This window comes from Brevundimonas sp. AAP58, from assembly GCF_001295975.1.
In the GTDB taxonomy this organism is placed as follows: Bacteria; Pseudomonadota; Alphaproteobacteria; order Caulobacterales; family Caulobacteraceae; genus Brevundimonas.
Genome location: NZ_LJHU01000053.1, coordinates 25,680 through 45,058, shown reverse-complemented (window position 1 = coordinate 45,058; position 19,379 = coordinate 25,680). Strand labels below are relative to the sequence as shown.

Annotated in this window: 18 protein-coding genes; 8 read left to right on the top strand and 10 right to left on the bottom strand. The window is 68.0% G+C overall.

The features are described 5' to 3' along the window. Positions 1 to 36: 36 nt before the first annotated feature. The 4 genes from glnD to IP78_RS07460 are packed head-to-tail and all read left to right on the top strand — an operon-like array spanning position 37 to position 5,828. Positions 37 to 2,709 (top strand): [protein-PII] uridylyltransferase, encoded by a 2,673-nt coding sequence (gene glnD / locus IP78_RS07475; RefSeq protein ID WP_054111070.1) that lies wholly within the window; start codon positions 37 to 39, stop codon positions 2,707 to 2,709. Positions 2,710 to 2,749: 40 nt separating this feature from the next. Then, entirely contained in the window at positions 2,750 to 4,345 is a 1,596-nt protein-coding gene (gene murJ, locus IP78_RS07470; protein WP_054111069.1) for a murein biosynthesis integral membrane protein MurJ, read from the top strand. Beyond that, positions 4,345 to 5,373 carry a tryptophan--tRNA ligase gene (gene trpS, locus IP78_RS07465; protein WP_054111068.1) on the top strand — a complete coding sequence of 343 codons (1,029 nt, stop codon included), beginning with the start codon at positions 4,345 to 4,347 and terminating at the stop codon, positions 5,371 to 5,373. The genes murJ and trpS overlap by 1 nt, the downstream gene beginning before the upstream one ends. Then, on the top strand, positions 5,370 to 5,828 hold the full coding sequence (locus IP78_RS07460) for an OsmC family protein (RefSeq protein ID WP_054111067.1): 459 nt from the start codon (positions 5,370 to 5,372) through the stop codon (positions 5,826 to 5,828). Before trpS ends, IP78_RS07460 begins: the two co-directional genes overlap by 4 nt. A gap of 16 nt (positions 5,829 to 5,844) precedes the next feature. On the opposite strand, the gene IP78_RS07455 is transcribed toward IP78_RS07460, so the two are convergent. Further along, positions 5,845 to 6,606, bottom strand: a complete 762-nt coding sequence (locus IP78_RS07455) for a dienelactone hydrolase family protein (RefSeq protein ID WP_054111066.1) — start codon at positions 6,604 to 6,606, stop codon at positions 5,845 to 5,847. A 233-nt stretch (positions 6,607 to 6,839) separates the two neighbouring features. On the opposite strand from IP78_RS07455, the gene IP78_RS07450 reads away from it, so the two are divergent. After that, the gene (locus IP78_RS07450) at positions 6,840 to 7,886 is read left to right on the top strand and encodes a ribonucleotide-diphosphate reductase subunit beta (protein ID WP_054111065.1); all 1,047 of its coding nucleotides are present in this window, start codon (positions 6,840 to 6,842) and stop codon (positions 7,884 to 7,886) included. A 3-nt stretch (positions 7,887 to 7,889) separates the two neighbouring features. Here IP78_RS07450 and IP78_RS07445 read toward each other — a convergent pair whose 3' ends face one another. The 7 genes from IP78_RS07445 to IP78_RS07415 form a co-directional block, all read right to left on the bottom strand. Next, positions 7,890 to 8,342: a DUF29 domain-containing protein gene (locus IP78_RS07445; RefSeq protein ID WP_054111064.1), complete on the bottom strand. Its 453-nt coding sequence runs from the start codon at positions 8,340 to 8,342 to the stop codon at positions 7,890 to 7,892. Positions 8,343 to 8,379: 37 nt separating this feature from the next. After that, complete coding sequence (locus IP78_RS07440; protein WP_054111063.1) at positions 8,380 to 9,150, bottom strand: molybdopterin-dependent oxidoreductase; 771 nt, start codon at positions 9,148 to 9,150, stop codon at positions 8,380 to 8,382. Then, entirely contained in the window at positions 9,147 to 9,944 is a 798-nt protein-coding gene (locus tag IP78_RS07435; protein ID WP_054111062.1) for a cytochrome b/b6 domain-containing protein, read from the bottom strand. The genes IP78_RS07440 and IP78_RS07435 overlap by 4 nt, the downstream gene beginning before the upstream one ends. A 100-nt stretch (positions 9,945 to 10,044) precedes the next feature. Then, positions 10,045 to 10,497: a hypothetical protein gene (locus IP78_RS07430; RefSeq protein WP_054111061.1), complete on the bottom strand. Its 453-nt coding sequence runs from the start codon at positions 10,495 to 10,497 to the stop codon at positions 10,045 to 10,047. Between the two features lie 38 nt (positions 10,498 to 10,535). Then, entirely contained in the window at positions 10,536 to 11,276 is a 741-nt protein-coding gene (locus IP78_RS07425; RefSeq protein WP_054111060.1) for a hypothetical protein, read from the bottom strand. A 21-nt stretch (positions 11,277 to 11,297) separates the two neighbouring features. Then, positions 11,298 to 12,266, bottom strand: a complete 969-nt coding sequence (locus tag IP78_RS07420) for a transglutaminase-like cysteine peptidase (protein ID WP_054111059.1) — start codon at positions 12,264 to 12,266, stop codon at positions 11,298 to 11,300. A gap of 105 nt (positions 12,267 to 12,371) precedes the next feature. Next, positions 12,372 to 12,848 carry an Lrp/AsnC family transcriptional regulator gene (locus IP78_RS07415; protein ID WP_054111058.1) on the bottom strand — a complete coding sequence of 159 codons (477 nt, stop codon included), beginning with the start codon at positions 12,846 to 12,848 and terminating at the stop codon, positions 12,372 to 12,374. 119 nt (positions 12,849 to 12,967) lie between these two features. Between IP78_RS07415 and ald the strand changes: the two genes are divergently transcribed. Then, a complete protein-coding gene (gene ald, locus IP78_RS07410) occupies positions 12,968 to 14,086 on the top strand; it encodes an alanine dehydrogenase (protein ID WP_054111057.1) in 1,119 nt (372 codons plus the stop codon). Between the two features lie 79 nt (positions 14,087 to 14,165). Next, a complete protein-coding gene (locus IP78_RS07405; protein ID WP_054111056.1) occupies positions 14,166 to 14,567 on the top strand; it encodes a metallopeptidase family protein in 402 nt (133 codons plus the stop codon). Between the two features lie 30 nt (positions 14,568 to 14,597). Here the strand turns inward: IP78_RS07405 and IP78_RS07400 are convergent, their stop codons facing one another. Continuing rightward, a complete protein-coding gene (locus IP78_RS07400) occupies positions 14,598 to 15,170 on the bottom strand; it encodes a hypothetical protein (RefSeq protein WP_054111055.1) in 573 nt (190 codons plus the stop codon). A gap of 121 nt (positions 15,171 to 15,291) precedes the next feature. Continuing rightward, positions 15,292 to 18,144, bottom strand: coding sequence for a pitrilysin family protein (locus IP78_RS07395; RefSeq protein WP_054111054.1), 2,853 nt, complete (start codon positions 18,142 to 18,144; stop codon positions 15,292 to 15,294). 181 nt (positions 18,145 to 18,325) lie between these two features. Between IP78_RS07395 and IP78_RS07390 the strand changes: the two genes are divergently transcribed. Further along, positions 18,326 to 19,378, top strand: coding sequence for a Fe(3+) ABC transporter substrate-binding protein (locus tag IP78_RS07390; protein ID WP_054111053.1), 1,053 nt, complete (start codon positions 18,326 to 18,328; stop codon positions 19,376 to 19,378). Position 19,379 lies beyond the last annotated feature (1 nt).

The window sequence follows — 19,379 nt, the reverse complement described above, 5'->3', positions numbered from 1 at the left end:
TCCCCCGTTCCGCTTCGCTCCTCGGGGGAGGATTAGGTGCTGACGCTCGACGCCCGCCTCGACGCCCTCGTCGGTGGTCCCGGCGTGCGCCAAGCGGTGGCCGAGACCCTGCGCGTCCACCACGACATCGCCCGCGAGAAGATCGCCACGAAGCTCTCCAACGGCCTGCCGGGCGTCGAGGTGGCCCGCCTCTACGCCGCGGCCGCTGACGAGCTCCTGACCGCGCTGTGGCGTTTCACCACCGAGACCCTCTATCCCGCCCCCAATCCCACCGAGGCCGAGAAGCTGGCCCTGATCGCCGTCGGCGGCTACGGGCGCGGCGTGCTGGCGCCCTTCTCCGATCTCGACATCGTCTTCCTGCGCCCCTGGAAGACCACGGCCCGGACCGAGACGGTGGCGGAGTTCATGCTCTACGTCCTGTGGGACCTGGGCCTGAAGGTCGGCTCGTCCGCGCGGTCGGTCGATGAGGCCCTATCGCTCGCCAAGTCCGACATGACCATCCGCACGGCGCTGCTGGAGGCACGGCCGTTGGCGGGGGACGCCGGCCTCGCCTCTGAATTCCTGACCCGCTTTCAGGCCCTGGTCGCGTCCTCCGACCCCCGCCCGTTCATCGCCGCCAAGATGGAGGAGCGCGAGACCCGCCACGCCAAGGCCGGGGCTGTTCGCTACCGCGTCGAGCCCAACATCAAGGACGGCAAGGGTGGTCTGCGCGACCTCAACACCCTGTTCTGGATCGCGCGATCCCTGGCGCCGGACAGCCCGCTGGGCGCCCGGGTCATGGAGGACCTTCTGACTCCTCGCGAGCGCCGCACGTTCGAGGAGGCCTTCGACTTCCTCTGGCGCGTGCGCTGCCATCTCCATCTGGCGGCCGGGCGGGCCGAGGAAAAGCTGACCTTCGACCTCCAGCCCGAGGTCGCCCGGCGCATGGGCTGGCGCGGGCGCGGCGACGAGCCGGCGGTGGAGCGGTTCATGCGCCGCTACTTCCTCGTGGCCCGCGACGTCGGCGCCCTGACCCGCGCCATGAGCGCCACTCTGGAGGCCCGCCAGCAGAAGAAAACGCTCAGCCTGTCGCGCCTCATCCCCGGCCGCCGCCGCGATCTGGGCGTGGAGGGCTTCGTGGAGGACGGCGGGCGGCTGTCGGTCACCGGGCCGGAGGTGTTCGCGGCCGACCCAGTCAAGCTCCTGACCCTGTTCGTCACCGCCGACCGGCACGACCTGGACCTGCACCCCCATGCCTTCTCGGCTGTGACACGGTCCCTCGGCCTCGTCACGCCCCGGCTGCGGCGCGACCCTCAGGCGACGGCGGCCTTGCTGCACATCCTGGCGCACGGCCAGCGCCCCTACCGCGTCCTGACCATCATGAACGAGGCGGGGCTGCTCGGCCGCTTTCTGCCCGAGTGGGGCCGCATCGTCGGCCAGACCCAGTTCAACATGTACCACGCCTATACGGTCGATGAGCACACGCTCCAGGCCATCGGCATCATCAACGACATCCAGCGCGGCAAGCTCAAGGCCGACCACCCGCTGGCCAGCGAGGTCATCCATCTGATCGCCGACCCCGAGGCCCTGATGCTGGCCATGCTGCTGCACGACGTGGGCAAGGGTGGCGACCGGGGCCAGCTGGAGGACGGCGCCATCTCTGCGCGACGCGCCTGCGAGCGGCTGGGGCTGGAACCGCGCCGGATCGAACTGGTGGTCTGGCTGGTGCGCCATCACCTGGCCCTGTCGGACTATGCCCAGAAGCGGGACGTGTCGGATCCCGACACGGTGCGCGCCTTCGCCGAACTGGTCGGCGATCCGGAGCGACTACGCATGCTGCTGGTCCTGACCGTCGCCGACATCCGCGCTGTTGGGCCGGGCGTCTGGAACAGCTGGAAGGGCCAGCTGATGCGTAGCCTCTACGCCGCCGTCGAGGCCCTGTTCCGGGGCGAGGACCTCAAGACCACGGACCCGCTCGCCGACCGCGCCGGCCTGGTCGCCCGCGCCTTCGCCTGTGGGGCCGCTGCCGAGGCCCGCACCGGCGCCGCCGGACGCATCGAACAGACGACCGAGATCGCGCTCGCTGCCCGGGACCGGCCCGGCCTGTTCGCCGACCTCGCCGCGGTTCTGGCCGCCGCCGGTGCCGACGTCACAGGGGCCCGCGTGGCCACGGCCCCCGACGGCACGGTGCTGGATGTTTTCCAGGTCCAGGATGGCGCCGACCAGCCCTACGGCCAGGCCGAGCCGCGCCGACTGACGCAACTGATCGCCGCGCTCGAAGCCGCCGCCCGGGGCGAGGCGTCTGTCCCGCCGCCCCCCATGCCACCCGCCTCGCCGCGCCGGGCCGTGTTCGACGTGCGACCCGTCGTCATGATCGACAATGCCGCCTCCGCAGAGGCCACGGTCATCGAAGTCTCCGGCGCCGACCGGCCGGGCCTGCTGGCTGAGCTTTCTCGGACCCTGACCGATCACGACCTGTCGATCCGCTCGGCCCACGTCGCCAGCTTCGGAGAGCGGGCGGTCGACAGCTTCTACGTCACCGACGCCAAGGGTCGGAAGCTCACTTCCGACGTCCTGCTGGACGAGGTGCATCAGGCGCTGGAAGCTGTGCTCGACCGCGCCCCCGCCGCGCCCCAAGGCCGCAGGATCACCGCCGTCCGCGCCAGCGCCCGCGACGTCTCCGAGCTCGGCCCGAGAAGGCCCGTTCCGTCGGCCGCGGAAGCGCGCTAAGCCCGCTTCAGTCCCTCCGCCCCGACCGCATGAGCCCGTCTTGAGCCTTGCCCGCAACACCCTGGTTCAGGCGACCCTGACGCTGGGCAGCCGCATCCTCGGCTTCGGCCGCGATCTCGCCCTGTCGGCCCAGTTCGGCCAGGGGCCGATGATGGACGCCTTCACCACCGCGCTGATGCTGCCCAACATGTTCCGGCGCCTGTTCGCCGAGGGCGCCTTCGCCCAGGCCTTCGTGCCGATCTATGGCGGCGTGAGGGCGCGGGAAGGCGAGGAGGCCGCCGCCGTCACGGCGTCCGAGGCGCTCAGCTTCATGTTCGCCGTTGTGGCGGGGCTCTGCATCCTGCTGCAGGTCGCCATGCCCTGGATCATGCCTTGGCTGTTGTCGGCCTGGCGCGATGACGCGGGTGTGATGTTCGCCGCCACGACCGCCGCCCAGCTGACCATGCCGTATCTCGCCTGCATGACCATCGCCTCGCTGCTGTCGGGCGTGCTCAACACCTCGGGCCGGTTCGCCCTGACCGCGGCCGTGCCGGTGTTCCTGAATCTCTGCACCCTGATCCCGTTGCTCGCGCCGCTGGTCATCGAGATCGATCAGCCGACCGTGCTGCTGGCCACCTCGGCCGCGGTCAGCCTTTCCGGCTTGATCCAGATGGGTCTGCTCTGGTGGGGGGTGAGGCGGCTGGGCGTGACGCTTCGGCTGGGCTTGCCACGCCTGACGCCGGGGGTGTCGCGCACGCTCAAGCTGGCGGTGCCCGGGGTGCTCGCGGGCGGGGCGCTCCAGCTGAACTCCGTTGTCAGCCAGCTCTTGACCGGCTCCAACGAGGGGGCGCGTTCGGTGCTGTACAATGCCGACCGTCTCTATCAGCTGCCGCTCGGCCTCGTTGGGGTCGCCATCGGTCTGGCGCTGGTTCCGCGCCTCACCAGGGCTTTCGTTACAGGCGACCATGAAGGCGGACGCCGCACGCTGGACGATGGCATCACCCTGTCCATGGCCTTCACCCTGCCCGCTGCGGTGGCCCTGTTCGTCGTTCCGTTCTTCATCATCGATGCCACGGTGACCCGCGGTGCCTTCACGAGCGAGGACGCCGCCCGCACCGCCGACGTGCTGCGCCACTTCGCCTGGGGCGTGCCGGCCTTTGTGCTGGCCAAGGTCCTGACCCCGCCCTTTTTCGCTCGCGAGGACACCCGTCGGCCCATGATCTTCTCGATCACATCGGTCGCCATCACCGTGGCGCTCGGCGCGGCCCTGTTCTTCGGGATGGAGCAGGCGGGCATGGACGGCGTCGTCGGCCTGGCCATCGCCACCTCGACCTCGGCCTGGATCAACGTGGCTCTGCTGGGTGGCGTGCTGGTGAAGGAAGAGTCCTGGACCGTCACCGGCCGCTTCCTCTCGCGCTTCGCCCGCGTCCTGGCCGCCAGCCTGGCCATGGCCGCCGTCCTCCTGCCCGCCAACATCTTCTACGACGATCTCGCCCGCCTGTTCCTGGCCAAGGAGGTCGCGGTTCTGGTCGTCTGCGGCGCGGGCGCCCTTGTGTATGGCGTCTGCATCGTGCTTTTCCGCGCTGTCAGCCCGGCCGAACTCAAGGCCGTGCTGAGGCGTGAACCCGGGGCTTCCACCCCCTCCGGACTGGATTGATGACTGACACCGCTTCCGAATACGTCGGCCCCCGCCGCATCCTCTCAGGCATCCAGGCCTCCGGAGCGCTCCATCTGGGCAACTACCTCGGGGCGTTGAAGCGGTTCGTGGCGCTCCAGGACTCCGCCCCCACCTTCGTCTTCGTCGCCGACCTGCACGCCATCACCGTCTGGCAGGACCCCGCCGTCCTGACCGCCCAGACGCGAGAGATCGCCGCCGCCTATATCGCTTCGGGGCTTGACCCGGCGCGCTCGACCATCTTCCCGCAATCGGCCGTGCGCGCTCATTCCGAGCTGGCCTGGATCCTGAACTGCGTCGCCCGGCTGGGCTGGCTGGACCGCATGACCCAGTTCAAGGAGAAGTCAGGCAAGCACAAGGAGCGCGCCTCGGTCGGCCTCTATACCTACCCCGTGCTCCAGGCCGCCGACATCCTGCTTTACAAGGCGACCGAGGTCCCCGTCGGCGAGGACCAGAAGCAGCATCTGGAACTGACCCGCGACATCGCCGCCAAGTTCAACACCGACTTCGGCGTCCCCGGCTTCTTCCCCCTGCCCGAGCCGGTGATCCAGGGGCCGGCCACGCGGGTCATGTCACTGCGCGACGGCTCGGCCAAGATGTCCAAGTCCGATCCCTCGGACCAGAGCCGCATCAACCTGACCGACGACGCCGACGCCATCGCCGCGAAGATCAGGAAGGCCAAGACCGACCCGGAGCCCCTGCCAGAGACCGTCGACGGTCTCGCCGATCGGCCCGAAGCGCGTAATCTGGTCGCCATCTACGCCGCCCTGTCGGACCAGACCCGCGAACAGGTCATCGCCCAGTTCGGCGGCAAGGGCTTCGGCGCCTTCAAGCCGGCGCTGGCGGATCTCGCGGTCTCCGCCATGGCCCCGGTCACGGCCGAGATGCGCCGCCTGATGGACGACCCGGCTGAGATCGATCGCGTTCTCCGTGACGGTGCCGAGCGCGCCGCCACCATCGCCGATCCGGTGGTGGACGAGGTGAAGCGGATCGTTGGCTTCTGGCGATGAGCGAACACACGGCGATCGTGGAATGGGTCCGGGGCGATCAGCCGTTCTCGGACCATCAGTACTCTCGCGCCCATGACTGGCGTTTCGATGGTGGGGCGGTGGTGCGCGGTTCTTCGGCTCCGACCAGCGTCGCGCCGCCGCTCTCGGACCCCACCGCGGTCGACCCGGAAGAGGCGCTGGTCGCCGCCCTGTCCAGCTGCCACATGCTGTTCTTCCTGGCGCTGGCGGCCAAGGCGGGGTTCATCGTTGATCGCTACCGCGATGCGGCCACGGCCACTCTAGCCCGCGACGACCGGGGCCGGATGTCGATCACCGAAGTCGTCCTTCGCCCCGCCATCGACTGGTCCGGCGAAGCGCCGGATGCGCCGACCCTGGGTGACCTGCATCACCAGTCGCACAGGCTTTGCTACATCGCCAATTCCATCCGCGCCGAGGTCCGGGTCGAGCCGGCCTGAGCCTCTGACTGGCTTTTCAGGCAAGGGGCGGGGCGACCGCCGTGTCTTCCAGCAGCGCCGAGAAACGGCGGATCGCCTCGTCACACAGGACGGGATCATAGCGCATCGGCGGGGCCGTCATCGGCTCGTCGAAACTGTGGGTGCCATCGGCGATCCAGGTCTCGACGTCCGCGCCGCAGTTGCGGACCATGTCGTGGATGCGCTGGGCATTCCGGACCGTCGTCAGGTGGTCCTTCGTCGCCACCACCGCCAGGGTCTTCGGGCAATGCCGCCACGGCCGCATGCGGTTCAGCGCCGCGAAACCGACGTAGGGGTAGGCCAGATAGGTCGCCTTCACGCCCTCGAGCGAAACGGTCCCGGCGTCGGCGACGCCCAGGGCACCGCTGCGATCCCGGTCCGCGCTCATCGCCTCCATGATGCCCCAGCCCCCGTGGCTCCAGCCGGCCAGCAGCAGGGCCTCGGCATCCACGTCCGGCCGCCCCGACACGCCGTGGATGGTGGCCAGGATATCGCCCGCCCGCTCCCATCCGCGCAGCAGCAGCCCGGTGCACACCGTGGCCATGGCGAACTGTCGGCTCCATCCGCGCGGCGCATAGGAATCCACGATCACCGCCCGCCACCCCTTCGCCTTCGCCGCCGCCGCATACTTCGGCAGATGGCCGCGCAGGCCCCCGCATCCGTGGAACAGCAGCGCCGTCGGCCGCGGCCGATCGTCCTGCGGCCCCACCCAGGCGGCGTGGGGCTCAAGCCGAGTCCATCGTTCGGATAGTGTGTCCATGGCCCTCCTATAGCGCGCCTTCGGCTTTGCGGGAGGCGTGGAGACAGACTTCGCGGTCAGCGGCTTCTCCCTTACGTACTCGGGAGGGAGGAGCGTGCCTGCGCCAGATTGTCCCCACCTGCACACAAGATGTTGATGTTGGGGATCGTTAATCCTCTAAAGGTAGCGTCAGTGTCGAATCTGGGCTTGGATGCTCCAGACGCTCACCAACCTCTGTCCGCTTCGGTCCCGCCATGAACGCTCACGTCTCGATCAAGCCCGCAACCGCCGGCCTGCTGACGCCCTCGGCCGCCTACAAGCCCTTCCGCTACCCGTGGGCCTTCGACATGTGGAAGAAGCAGCAGCAGGTCCACTGGATGCCCGAAGAGGTGCCGCTGGGCGAGGACTGCAAGGACTGGGCGGCTAACCTCAACGACCGTGAGCGCAACCTCCTGACGCAGATCTTCCGCTTCTTCACCCAGTCGGACATCGAGGTCGCCGACAACTACATGGAGAAGTACGGCCGGGTCTTCAAACCGACCGAGGTCAAGATGATGCTCTCGGCCTTCGCCAACATGGAGACCATCCACATCGCGGCCTATGCCCTGCTGCTCGAGACCATCGGCATGCCCGAGAGCGAGTTCGGGGCCTTCATGGAATACGAGGCCATGAAGGACAAGCACGACTACATGGGCCAGTTCGGGGTCGAGACCGAGGCCGACATCGCCCGCACTCTGGCCATGTTCGGCGGCTTCACCGAGGGGCTTCAGCTGTTCGCGTCGTTCGCCATGCTGATGAACTTCCCGCGCCAGAACAAGATGAAGGGCATGGGCCAGATCGTCAGCTGGTCGGTGCGTGACGAGAGCCTGCACTGCGACGGCATCATCAAGCTGTACCACGCCTTCAACAAGGAAACCGGCTGCGTCACCCCGGCCGTGGCCGACGACATCGTCGAATGCTGCCGCACCGTGGTGAAGCTCGAGGACAAGTTCATCGACCTGGCCTTCGAGGCCGGCGATGTCTCGGGCATGACGCCGGACGATATCAAACAATACATCCGCTTCATCGCCGACTGGCGCCTGCGCCAGCTCAAGCTGCCCGAGCTCTACGGCGTGAAGGAAAACCCCCTGCCGTGGCTGCAGTCGCTGCTCAGTGGCGTCGAACACGCCAACTTCTTCGAGGCCCGCGCCACCGAATACTCCAAGGCCGCGACGCAAGGGTCCTGGCACGGCGCGGATGGCGTCTGGTCGGAGTTCGACAAGCTGATGGCGCGCCGCGACATGAGCCTGGTGCCGGGGTGAGCCTCAGCCGAAGGGCGGGAACCGCCCTTCGCTGGTGACGTCGTCCCAGTTATAGGTCGATGCGGGAGCCGAGCCGGGCTCTACGATCGCGTCTTCGGTCAAGTCTGCGAGAGCCTGATCGATTACTTGCGGCAACGTCGGACGGATCCGCCTCTCGATCGTGGGCGTGATCCGCCGGGCAAGACTTCGCCGAAAGGCCCGCACCTCGCTGCGCCAGTGCCTCTCGCTGTTCGGATCGACGCCCAGGTCGATCTTGAGAAGGTGAAGGACGATCTGCTCCAGCAGGCTTTCGCAGGCGCGCTGGTCCGACTTGCCCAAGTCCTCGATCTCTTCGGCGATGTGGTCCCAGTCCAGTCCGGCCGGACGCGTGCGACGAAGAGCCTCGGCCTGGGCTTCGGTCCAGGCGACAAAATCCGTGTCGTAGAGCGCGACCGGCGGCTTCAGATCATCGGCCATGACTTAAGTCTAGCAGAAGAGGCACCGCGCGGCGAACTCAGATCCCCGCGTACCACTCGTAGCCGCGGTCGGGCCAGTAGCCGCCCCTCGGCCCCGGCATGGCCTCGAAGCTCTCCACCGCCTCGATGCGGCGGATGTATTTGGCCTGCTTGTAGCCCAGCTGTCGCTCGACCCTGAGCCTCAGCGGTGCCCCATGCGGCACTGTCAGGGTCTCACGGTTCATGTCGTAGGCGAGGATGGTCTGTGGATGCCGGGCGTCGACCAGGTCGATGCTCTCATAGTAGCGGGGCCCGTCCTCGGTCTGGGTCAGGGCGTCGAAGCAGTGGAAGACGATGTACCTGGCCTCGGGCTTCAGGCCCGCCTCGTCCAGCAGGGTCTCCAGCCGTACGCCCGTCCATTGCCCGATCGCCGTCCAGCCCTCGACGCAATCGTGCTTGGTGATCTGGGTCCGGCTGGGCCGTTCCCGCAGCTCGGCCAGTGACAGCGACAAGGGCCGCTCCACGAGACCGTCGACTGTCAGTCGGTAATTCGCGAAGCCTGCGTCCCTCAGCGCCACATAGTCCGACGCCGCCGGATCAATCGACCCGTTCGGCTTGAAGAAGGGCGAGATGTCCTGGGGCCGATACTCTGGCGCCAGGGCTTCGCGCGGGATCAGCAGCCGCTGCGACCGCCGCGTCAGGGCTTCGGCGGAGACGCGCAGGGATTCGCTGATGGTTTGTCCGCGCTGGCAGGCGGCCAGCGTCAGCACGCCCACGGCCGCGCCCGCCCGCGCGATCCACGAGCGGCGGTTCAGCAGCGCCTCGCTCATGACGGATCTCCCTTGCGGTCCTCACCGTGTGGCACCGACGGCTCCAGCACGAACCAGCCGGTGATCATGGCCCGCATGTTGTTGATGAAGCCCGTCCAGAACACGAGCCCGACGTGCACCACGATGAAGCCGACGATCAGGGCGCCGGAGATGAAGTGCAGCGTCCGCGCCGATTGCCGCCCGCCCATGATGTCCAGCAGGAAGCCTCCCACCGCATTGAACCCCGGCGACATCGAAAGCCCGGTGATCAGCATCATCGGCAGCACGACCAGGATCATGAAGACATAGGTCAGCTTCTGGATGACATTGTAGTTCCGCGCCTCCTCATCCTTGGGGAAGTGGAACCGGGCGTGCTCCTTCACCGAGGGCCAGAAGCCGGCCAGATCTTCCCGGCTCGGCCACAGCCGCCCGTTGAAGCGCCGGCTGATGAAGCCATAGGCCAGGTAGATCAGGCCATTGATGACGAAAACCCAGGCGAAGAAGAAGTGCCAGTGCCGTGCCTCGGCCAGGTTTCGGTGATCGGGGATCAGGAGCCAATTCGGGATCGGCGGAATGTCGACCCAGTGGTTGCCCCAGTTGGTGTCTCGGCCCCAGTCCAGATGCGGATGGGCGAGCAGGATGTTCAGGCCGCTCATGATCAGGATGACCACGGCCGTGACGTTGATCCAGTGGCTGACACGCACGAGCGGAGGGTGGCGATAGGTGTCGACGCGACCGCCGGGCAGCGGCCGGTCGGCGTGACGGTCGGGTTTCGCTTCCGGCTCGACCACGCCTTGGATCACCCCGTCGGTCATGCTCGGCCCCCATGCCATTCAGACGAACGATCTCACAGGCCACCCCGACCCGCAAACCGTCTGCTCCGATTTATACGTCGTGCGAGGACGCAGGGTTACGTCACTGGGGCGCGGCGCAGCGGCTGCGATCGCCGGCCTCGCAGGCGCGCACGTCGGCCTCCCAACGGGCGCGATCTGCCTCCCAGCGGCGACGAGCTTCCTCGGCGGCACGCACACTGGCTTCCCAGTCCAGACGGGCCTGAAGATTGAGAGCCTGTTGCTCTTCCCAGCGGGCTCGCGCGGCCTCGAAGGCTGCCTGATCGGCACGTTCCTGATTTTCGGCCAGAGTGTTCCGTGCCGTTATCTCGGCATTCAGGGCCTGGGTGGTTCGGACCTCGGCCGGGTCCTGCTTCGCTTCAGACGTGTGTTGAGACGTCTCGCCAGGAGCGGCCTCGGGTGTCTCGGCCGGGACACTCGCCAGAAGCTGGTCCACCCTGTCCTGTCCCGCGTCGGCACTCGTCGGCAATGCCAGCGTGAACAGCAGGGCGACAGTCCAGTTGCCAAGAGGGTGCATAGCGGGAGTCCAGGCTACGATGTCGAGGTGACCTTGTATCACCTTGGCGTAGCGATACGCGCACGCCGCTGCGGTGTCACCCCGCGAGGCGCGTCCAGCGGGCTGGCGAGGACGGGAGGGGGCGCTGAGGGGGGTGTTGTCACCATGACCGGCTCAGGTTCCGGGACGGCCTCTTCGACGACGATTGCTTCGTTCGGCGGTTCCGGGTCGTCCGGACGAGCCAGAATGACCATGGGCGTCAAATCAAGATCTGGCACGGCCTCGACCAGCGTCAATGCGGGCTCCAATGCCTCGACATGGGTCGCGACCGCGGCCAGCTTATCGATCACGGGTTCCGTGCCGGCGTGCACACCCGTGAAGGCCGGCGGCAGGCCCCAGGATCCTGTCCACCGATAGAAGATATGGGTATCGATCTGCCGTATCTTCACGAGCCGTTCCGCCCAGTAGGGTGTCGCGACATAGCTGCGGTCGAGAGCGTCCAGCATCGCGGACTGATCGCCTCTCTTGTCCGCGACCCAGGCAAGCCGGGCCCAAGCGGTCGCATTGAGTGGCGAGCGGTTCAGAACCTTGCGACTCTCGGCCGCCGCGACGTCAAGGTTGGGCGGAGTGGCCGTTGTCGCCGCGACCGCCCGCGCTTCGCTGACCACGGGCGGCCCCGGGGAGTCGACCCGCCATGTGTCTGGAAGGCTCAGCGGAAGAGCCATGATCAGGCCGCTCGACACAGTCGCGATTCCAAGCGCGACCAGCAGTCCCGTACGTAGATTTCTGCCCCGCAGCATCGGCCCCCTCGATCAAGCCGACTAGAGGGCGACGCTCACCCAGTCAAACGTTCCGCCGCGTGCCTGGCGCTCGCGCCAGCGGTAGTCGACCCGATCCCACCGTGTGACCCAGGGCGACAGGCTGTCCAACACATACTCACCCCGGTTCGAGGCCAGCAGAAGGACGGCGTGGGTCTCGCCCCAGCGGGTCTCGACGATGGCGATAGACAGAGCCTCGGCCGGAACACCGGCCTCGATCAGGGCCTGTCGCTTGGCCAGAACATAGTCCTCGCAGTCCCCCCGGGCGGCAAGGGGCAGGGTCCAGAGGTCGGCCTGGCCGTAGAGCGCGTTGTCCTCGATGTGGCGGATCTCGCGGTTCAGGCGGCGGTTGATGCGGTTGACGGTGCGCCACCCTTCGCGGTCCAGCGCGAAGGTCGTGGCTTCGATGTCGATGCCTTCCGCGGCGTGCGCCTGAAGGGCTGGTGCATCGCCTCCGGCGACGGCGACCGAAGCGAAGTCAGTGGCGCTCACCGCCTGGGCCGCCAGGGCCGCGCCGACCGTCTCGATGGCCGGCGTCGCCGCGTCCTCGGCCGATGGAGCGTCCGACGGCACCAGAATCGTCTCTTTGGCCAGATCGGTCGGGCCGATGGGGGCCAGTCTCGGAACCAGCCGTGTGATGGGTGCGCTCGACAACAGTGACTGGGCCGGTTGCGGCGCGGCCGACGGCGCAGGTGCGGGCTGGTGCGACATGCCGAACACGGCCGCCCAGCGCAGGCGTCTGGACTGACGCGCCAGTTGGTCGAGATCCGGGGCGGGGCCGACGGCCGGGCAGTGATCGGGCGCACGGCGACACAGGTCGATGAAGCCCTCGGGGGCCGGTGCGGCGGCCCCCAGCGGCATCGCGGGCGGATCCTCCACGCGCGGCTGTGCCAGGCAGGCCCCGGCCGTCAGCCAGCATACCGCCGCGAGCGCGATCGCCGTCGATGTCGCCGGTCGCCTTTTGCGGACCATGACTGCTCTCCGAACTTGAGAGCAGTGTGCACGCCAACCGCTAAGGCCGGTTTCACGGTTAAGGTTTGCGGCGTCTTGAAGATCAGGGTTTTCAGGCGATTAACCCTAGACCGGCAGGGCCCCTCGTTTCACCACCGTGCGCATCGCCACGCTGGAGGACACCCGCGTCACGCCCGGAATGGTCGTCAGCGACCGCGCATGCACCCGTTCCAGGTCGTCGACGTCCTTGACGACCAGTCGCAGCAGATAGTCTGAGCCGCCCGTCATCAGATAGCACTCCACCACCTCGGGCACGTTGGCGATGGCGGTCTCGAAGGCGGTCAGCGCGCTCTCGGCCTGGGACGACAGGGTCACGGTCACGAACACGCTGATGGGCAGGCCCACCGCCCGCTCGTTGATCACGGCGGCGTAGCGGCTGATCACGCCTGCCGCCTCCAGCGCCCGCAGACGGCGCAGGCAGGCGCTCTCGGACAGGGCCACTTGCCGCGCCAGCTCGCTGTTGGTCATGCGCCCGTCGGTCTGGAGCAGGCGGAGCATCTTTCTGTCGATGAGGTCTAGCTCGACAGCAGAAACCGTCTTCATGATACGCCTGCTCCGTTGGTTCTGCGACTTTACGGCGATCAGTCGTCAAAAAGAACAGGAACCTGCGACGCGCCCGGCGCTATTTTCCGCCAAACTCGTTCCAGAGGTGAGGAAACCCCATGCGCGTCGGCGTCCCCAAGGAAATCAAGAAAAACGAACATCGCGTCGGCCTGACGCCCACGGCCGTCCTGGAGTACGTCGCGCGTGGCCATCAGGTCTCGGTTCAGACGGGCGCGGGCCTGGGCGCGGGCTTCGCCGACGACGCCTTCGTCAAGGCCGGGGCCACAATCGTCGCCGACGCCCCGACGATCTTCGCCAGCTCCGACATGATCGTGAAGGTCAAGGAGCCGCAGAAGGTCGAGTGGGAGATGCTGCGCGAGGACCAGATCCTCTACACCTACCTCCACCTCGCGCCCGATCCTGAGCAGACCAAGGGGCTGATCGCGTCGAAATGCGCGGCCATCGCCTATGAGACGGTCACCGACGCCCGCGGCGGCCTGCCTCTGCTGGCACCCATGTCCGAGGTGGCAGGCCGCATCGCCGTATTCTCGGCCGCCGAGACCCTGCTGAAGCACAACGGCGGCATGGGCCTGCTGTTCTGCGGCGTGCCGGGCGTGGCGCCAGCGCGCGTGCTGGTGCTGGGCGGCGGGGTCGTGGGGCTGAACGCCGCGCGCATGGCCATGGGTCTGGGCGCCGAGGTCGTGGTTCTGGAACGCTCCATCCCGCGCATGGCCTATATCGACGAGGTCACGGGCGGCCGGGTCATTACCCGCTATTCCTCGATCGGCGCGATCGACGAGGAGGTGGTCAAGGCCGACGTTGTCATCGGGGCCGTGCTGGTGCCCGGTGCCGAGGCCCCCAAGCTGATCAAGAAGGCGCACCTGAAGCAAATGAAGCCCGGCTCGGTCCTGGTCGACGTCGCCATCGACCAGGGCGGCTGCTTCGAAACCAGCCACGCGACCACCCACGAGGACCCGACCTATACCGTCGACGGCGTCGTCCACTACTGCGTCGCCAACATGCCGGGCGCGGCGCCGCGCACCAGTTCAGAGGCGCTCAACAACGCCACCTTGCCCTTTGGCCTGGCGCTGGCCGATCACGGACTGGAGGCGCTGCGCAAGGACCCGCATCTGGCGCGCGGCCTGAACGTGCTTCGCGGCGAGATCACCTATCCTGCGGTGGCGGAGGCGATGGGCCTGACCTGGAGCGATCCGTTCGGGGTCTGGGCGCACGCCTGACGGCCTTGTCCGGCAGGCGAACACGGTGGCTCTGAGGCTGAGCCTTGCGGCAGGGGCGGGGGGCCGCGATATCCCGCCCATGCCCGACTTCGACACTGTCGCCCCGTCGCTTGACGACTTCGCCCGGCTGGCGCGCCAGGCCTTCGACGCCCTGCCAGAGCCGTTCAAGTCGGCGGCGGGCGAAGTGGTCATCCGCGTCGACGACTTCCCGGACGAGGAGACGCTGGCGTCCTTCGGCATGGAAGACCCGTTCGAACTGACGGGCCTTTATCACGGCCATCACATCGGCGAGCGCGACGCCCTGGGGCCTGCGCCCGAGCCCAGCCGCGTCTTCCTGTATCGCCGCCCGATCCTGGACGAATGGTGCGAGCGCGGCGACGTGGGGCTGTACGAGCTCATCTCCCACGTCCTGATCCACGAGATCGGCCACCACCTCGGCCTGGACGACGAGGACATCGACGCCATCGAGGCGGAGGACTGAGGACGTCCCGGGAAGCATCCCGGCTCCGGCTCAGACCGGACAGTTCGGCGTCGTCTCGCGCCGGGCGACGCCCGCGCCGTCGGGAACGCCCCAGACGCCGATTGATCCATGACAGGCCGCCGCCTCGGCCTCGTCGAACGCGCCTTGCGTCTCGTCGCGTCGCTGGGCGCCCCCGCCGCTGGAAATCACCTCGGCCGACAGATCGTACCAGTTGTCCTGACACTCGACCTGCTGGGGGATGCAGTTGGGCTTCAATACCGCGCAGCGCCCGACGGTTGTCCCGTCGGCATCTTCGCCCATGATCTCGCATCGCAGACTGGGCGACGTGGCGTACTGGACGTGGATCTGGCTGGCGAGGAACGTCAGCCCCTCTGCGCCCTCCCTGATGAGCTCGGTCAGCACCTCGCGCGCCCAGGCATCGCAGTCGTAGGGCTCACCCCCATCATCGGCGCACATGGCCCCGGGCTGTGGCGTATCGAGACCCCACAGCCGCAGGCGGCGCCCCTGCACTTCGACGACGTGGCCGGAGACGACTTCGGCGTGACGCGCCTCCAGAACGGGCCCCGACTGAAGCGCTCCCAGAAGAAGAAGCAAATGGATCATCGGCGGCCCTCGTGACGGATCAGATCAGAGTATCGGACCAACCTGCGCTCCGGCGTCAAGCGACCGGAGCGCAGGATCAGATACCGTTGGTCCGATCGCCTTGCGACGACCGCGGCCGGCGTCAGCGGATCGGCAGTTCCTCGATCGGCATGCCGAGCGTCTCCAGCTGCGGCCGCACCACCGAGGCGTCGCCGACCACGACCCAGACGAACCGGTCCGGATCGATCGCCGCGCGGGCGGCGGCGTCCATGTCGGCGAGCGTCAAGGCGCGGGTGCGGCTCGCCACGGTCTCCGGATAGTCGTCCGGGCGACCATAGACGTCATTGGAGATCATCGTGCCCAGGATCTGGGCCGAGGTTTCCGACTGGCCGGCCAGCGAGCGCGTGTTGCCCGCCACGGCGCGGTCCCGCTCGGCCTGGGTGACGCCCTCGACCTCCAGGAAGCGCTCGTACTGGGCCATCAGGGCCTGGATCGATTCGCCCGTGCGGTTGGCCTGGACCGGCGCGTTGATGAAGTAGGGCAGGCGACCCTGGACCAGGGTCGGCCCACCGCGCACGCCATAGGACCAGCCCTTGGTCTCGCGCAGGTCCGAGTTGATGCGCGACAGGAAGTCCGCGCCCAGGATGGAGTTGGCGGCGTTCATCGCCAGCAGGTCGTCTGTGCCCGACACCGGCAGAACCTGACCGGCATAGATCAGGGACTGGGGCGACTGGGGCCGGTCGATCAGGACGATGCGCGGCTGGGGCGTCGGCAGGGGCGCGTCGAAGTTCTTCTCGCCCCGGGCTGTGGCCGGTGGCGTCCAGTCGCCGAAGGCGCGGTCCAGTTCCGCCCGGACTTCTGCCAGGGGACGATCCGAGACGACATAGACCTTGGCGTTGTCCGGACGCACCCAGGTCGCGTGCTCCGAGGCCATGTCGGCCACGGTCAGGGCGCGCACGGTCGCCTCGTTGCCCGTGCCGGTGAAGCCGCGGCCATAGGGGCTGTCTGCGCCAAAGAGCAGCGGCGGCAGGGCGCGCGCGGCGATGGCCGCTGGTTGGGTCCGCTCGCTGGCGATCCCGGTCAGGCGCTGGGCACGGACGCGCTCGAACGCGGCGGCGTCCATGGCCGGATTGCGGAGCACATCGGCCAGAAGCGTCAGCGACGAGCCGAGGTTGGCGCTCGGCGTCGACAGGGTCGCCGTCGATCGATCGATCGAGGCCCCGACGTTGATGTTGGCTCCCAGACGTTCCCGAGCCTCGGCCAGGGCATTGGCGTCACGGGTCCGGGTTCCCTCCTCCAGCAGATTCAGCATCAGGCTGTGGGCCCCCAGGCGATCGGCGCGGTCCGCCGCAAAGCCTGCGTCGAACGAAACCGAGACGCGGGTGACCGGCACGGTGTCGACCTGGGCGTAGACCACCTCGATCCCGTTCGACAGGCGCGTGCGCTCGACGGTCGGGAAGTCGAGATCCTCGACATCGCCGATCTCCGGCATCGGCATGCGCTCGACCCGCTGGATCGGCTCGGCCGGAACGGGCGTCGCGCCCGACGGGGCCGCGGCCGCCTCTTCATAGGCCTCGCGCTCTCCGGGTTCGATGGTGATGGAGGCGACCGGACGGGTCAGCCAGCGCTGCATGGCCGCTTGCACCTGCGCCGGCGTGACGGAGGCGTAGGCCTCCAGCTCGCGCCTGTAGAAGTCAGGATCCCCGGCATAGAGCTGGCCTTCCGCCAGGGTCGAGGCCTTGCCATTGACCTGTTCAAGGCTCTGCAGCCGGGCGGCGACATAACCGGTGGCGACGCGAGCCACTTCTTCTTCGGTGGGGCCGTTCTGGATCAGGTCGTTGAGGACCTCGTCCATGCGCGCCGAGACGGCCGAAGCGTCCTCGCCGGGCTTCACGTTGACGGTGATGCCGAACATGCCCAGGCGGTGGAAGGCCTGAAGATTGGCGCTGACCGATACCGCTGTCTCATCACCGCGCACCAGGGCGTTGTCCAGACGCGAGCTGGCCAGTCCACCCAGGATGGCCGCGCCGACCGACAGCGGCACCGCGTCCTCGCTCAGCATGCCCGCGACAGCCCAGTTACGGGTCAGGCGGGTGTTGGCGACGCGGTCGCGCATGACGATGTTGACCGGCTCGGCCAGGGTCGGAATGTCAGCCTGGGCCGGCTCATTGACCGGTCCGCGCGGAATGGCTCCGAAATAGCGTTCCGTCAGGGTGCGGGCCGTGGCCTCGTCGATGTCGCCCGACAGAACCAGCACGGCGTTGTTGGGTCCATACTTGTCGCGGAACCAGTTGCGAACGGTTTCCAGGCTGGCAGCGTCCAGGTCGGCCATGGAGCCGATGGTGGAGTGGCGATAGGGGTGTCCCTCCGGGAACAGGGCCTCCAGCCGCGCATACTGGAACAGGCCATAGGGCTGGTTGTCGCCCTGGCGCTTCTCGTTCTGGACGACGCCACGCTGCAGATCGAGCACCTCCTGCCCGACCTCGCCGAGCAGATAGCCCATGCGGTCGCTTTCCAGGAACAGGGTCTGCTCCAGCGCCGGGGTTGGCACGGTCTGGAAATAGTTGGTGCGGTCGAACCAGGTCGTGCCGTTCAGGCTGGTGGGGCCCAGCGCCCGCATGCGGCCCAGATAGCTGCCCGGCGCGTTCTCCGATCCGCCGAACATCAGGTGTTCGAACAGGTGGGCGAAGCCCGTCGATCCGGCCGGCTCGTCCTTGGAACCGACGTTGTACCAGATCGACACCGCCACGACGGGTGCCTTCCTGTCCTCGTGCACGATCACCGTCAGGCCGTTGTCCAGCTGGAACCGCGACCACGGAATATTGACCTCGGCGACCAGCTCGGCCACCGGCGCGGCAGGCAACTCCTGGCCCTGCAGGGCGATGGGCATCGATGCGACAGCCGCCGAAGCGGGGCTCTGGGCCCAGGCGGGGGCCGTGGCCAGGGCCGGGGCGGCGGCAAGCAGGGCCGCGATCGAGACAGCGCGAAGACGCATGGAAAACAGTCCTTTTCCTGAAAAGCGGGCGAACCTTAACCACCGATCACGGCGACGCAATCTCCGTCGCTGGAACATGAACAAAGAGTCACAGTTCCGTTTTCGGCCTCGCGTGTTGCGATGATCTACCGCCGCTGCTAATGCGAACCCGTCGCAAAAACATGCCCCCGGAGACACCGTCATGAACCGCAGCCGGATTCTGCTCGCCGCCATCGCGGGCGCGATCGCCCTGACCGGTTGCGGAGAGCGCGAGAACAGCGAGGCCACGGGGTCGACGGATGCCGGTGTCGTCAATCTCTACACGGCCCGGCACTACGACAGCGACCTTTTGCTCTATGAGCGTTTCACCGAGCAGACTGGCATCCGGGTCAACCGGATCGAAGGCAACGCGGATCAGCTGCTGGCGCGCATGCAGGCTGAAGGCGCTTCAAGTCCGGCTGACGTGTTCGTGACGGCCGACGCCGGGGCGCTTTGGCGGGTCCAGAACGCGGGCCTCTTCCAGCCCGCCAACTCCGAAGCCCTGAATGCCGCGATCCCGGCCAATCTGCGCGACCCCGAAGGGCGGTGGTTCGGGTTCAGCCGCCGTGCGCGGATTGTGGCCTACGACCCGGCCCGGGTTCAGCCGACGGAAGTGGACACCTACGAGGAAATCGCCTCGCCCCGCTTCCGGGGCCAACTCTGCGTCCGTTCGGCTGACAGCGTCTATAATCTGTCGCTTGTGGGTGCCCTGATCGAGGCCTGGGGGCCCGAGCGCGCCCGCCAGTGGGTCGAGGGCGTCGTCGCCAACATGGCTCGTCCTCCCGAGGGCGGTGACAGGGATCAGATCCGGGCCGTCGGCGCCGGTGTCTGCCAGATCGCCCTCACCAACAGCTACTACTACATCCGGCTGGCCAGTGGCGATGACGCGGCCGATCGCGAGATCACCACGCGGGTGCGCCTGGCCTTCCCGTCGCTGGACGGCCAGGGCGCGCATGTGAACATTTCGGGCGGTGGCGTCGTGGCGAATGCCCCGAACCGCGCCAACGCGGTCCGGCTTCTGGAGTATCTGGCTTCGCCCGAGGCCCAGAGCCTCGTCAGCCAGCACAACAATGAGTACCCGGCCAGTCCGAACGTGCCAGCGCCGGCTCCGGTCGACGCCTATGCCGACTTCCTGGCGCATCCGATGCCCGTTTCGGCCTATGGCCCACGCCAGGCCGAGGCCCTGGCCATGATGTCGGCGGCCGGTTGGCGCTAGA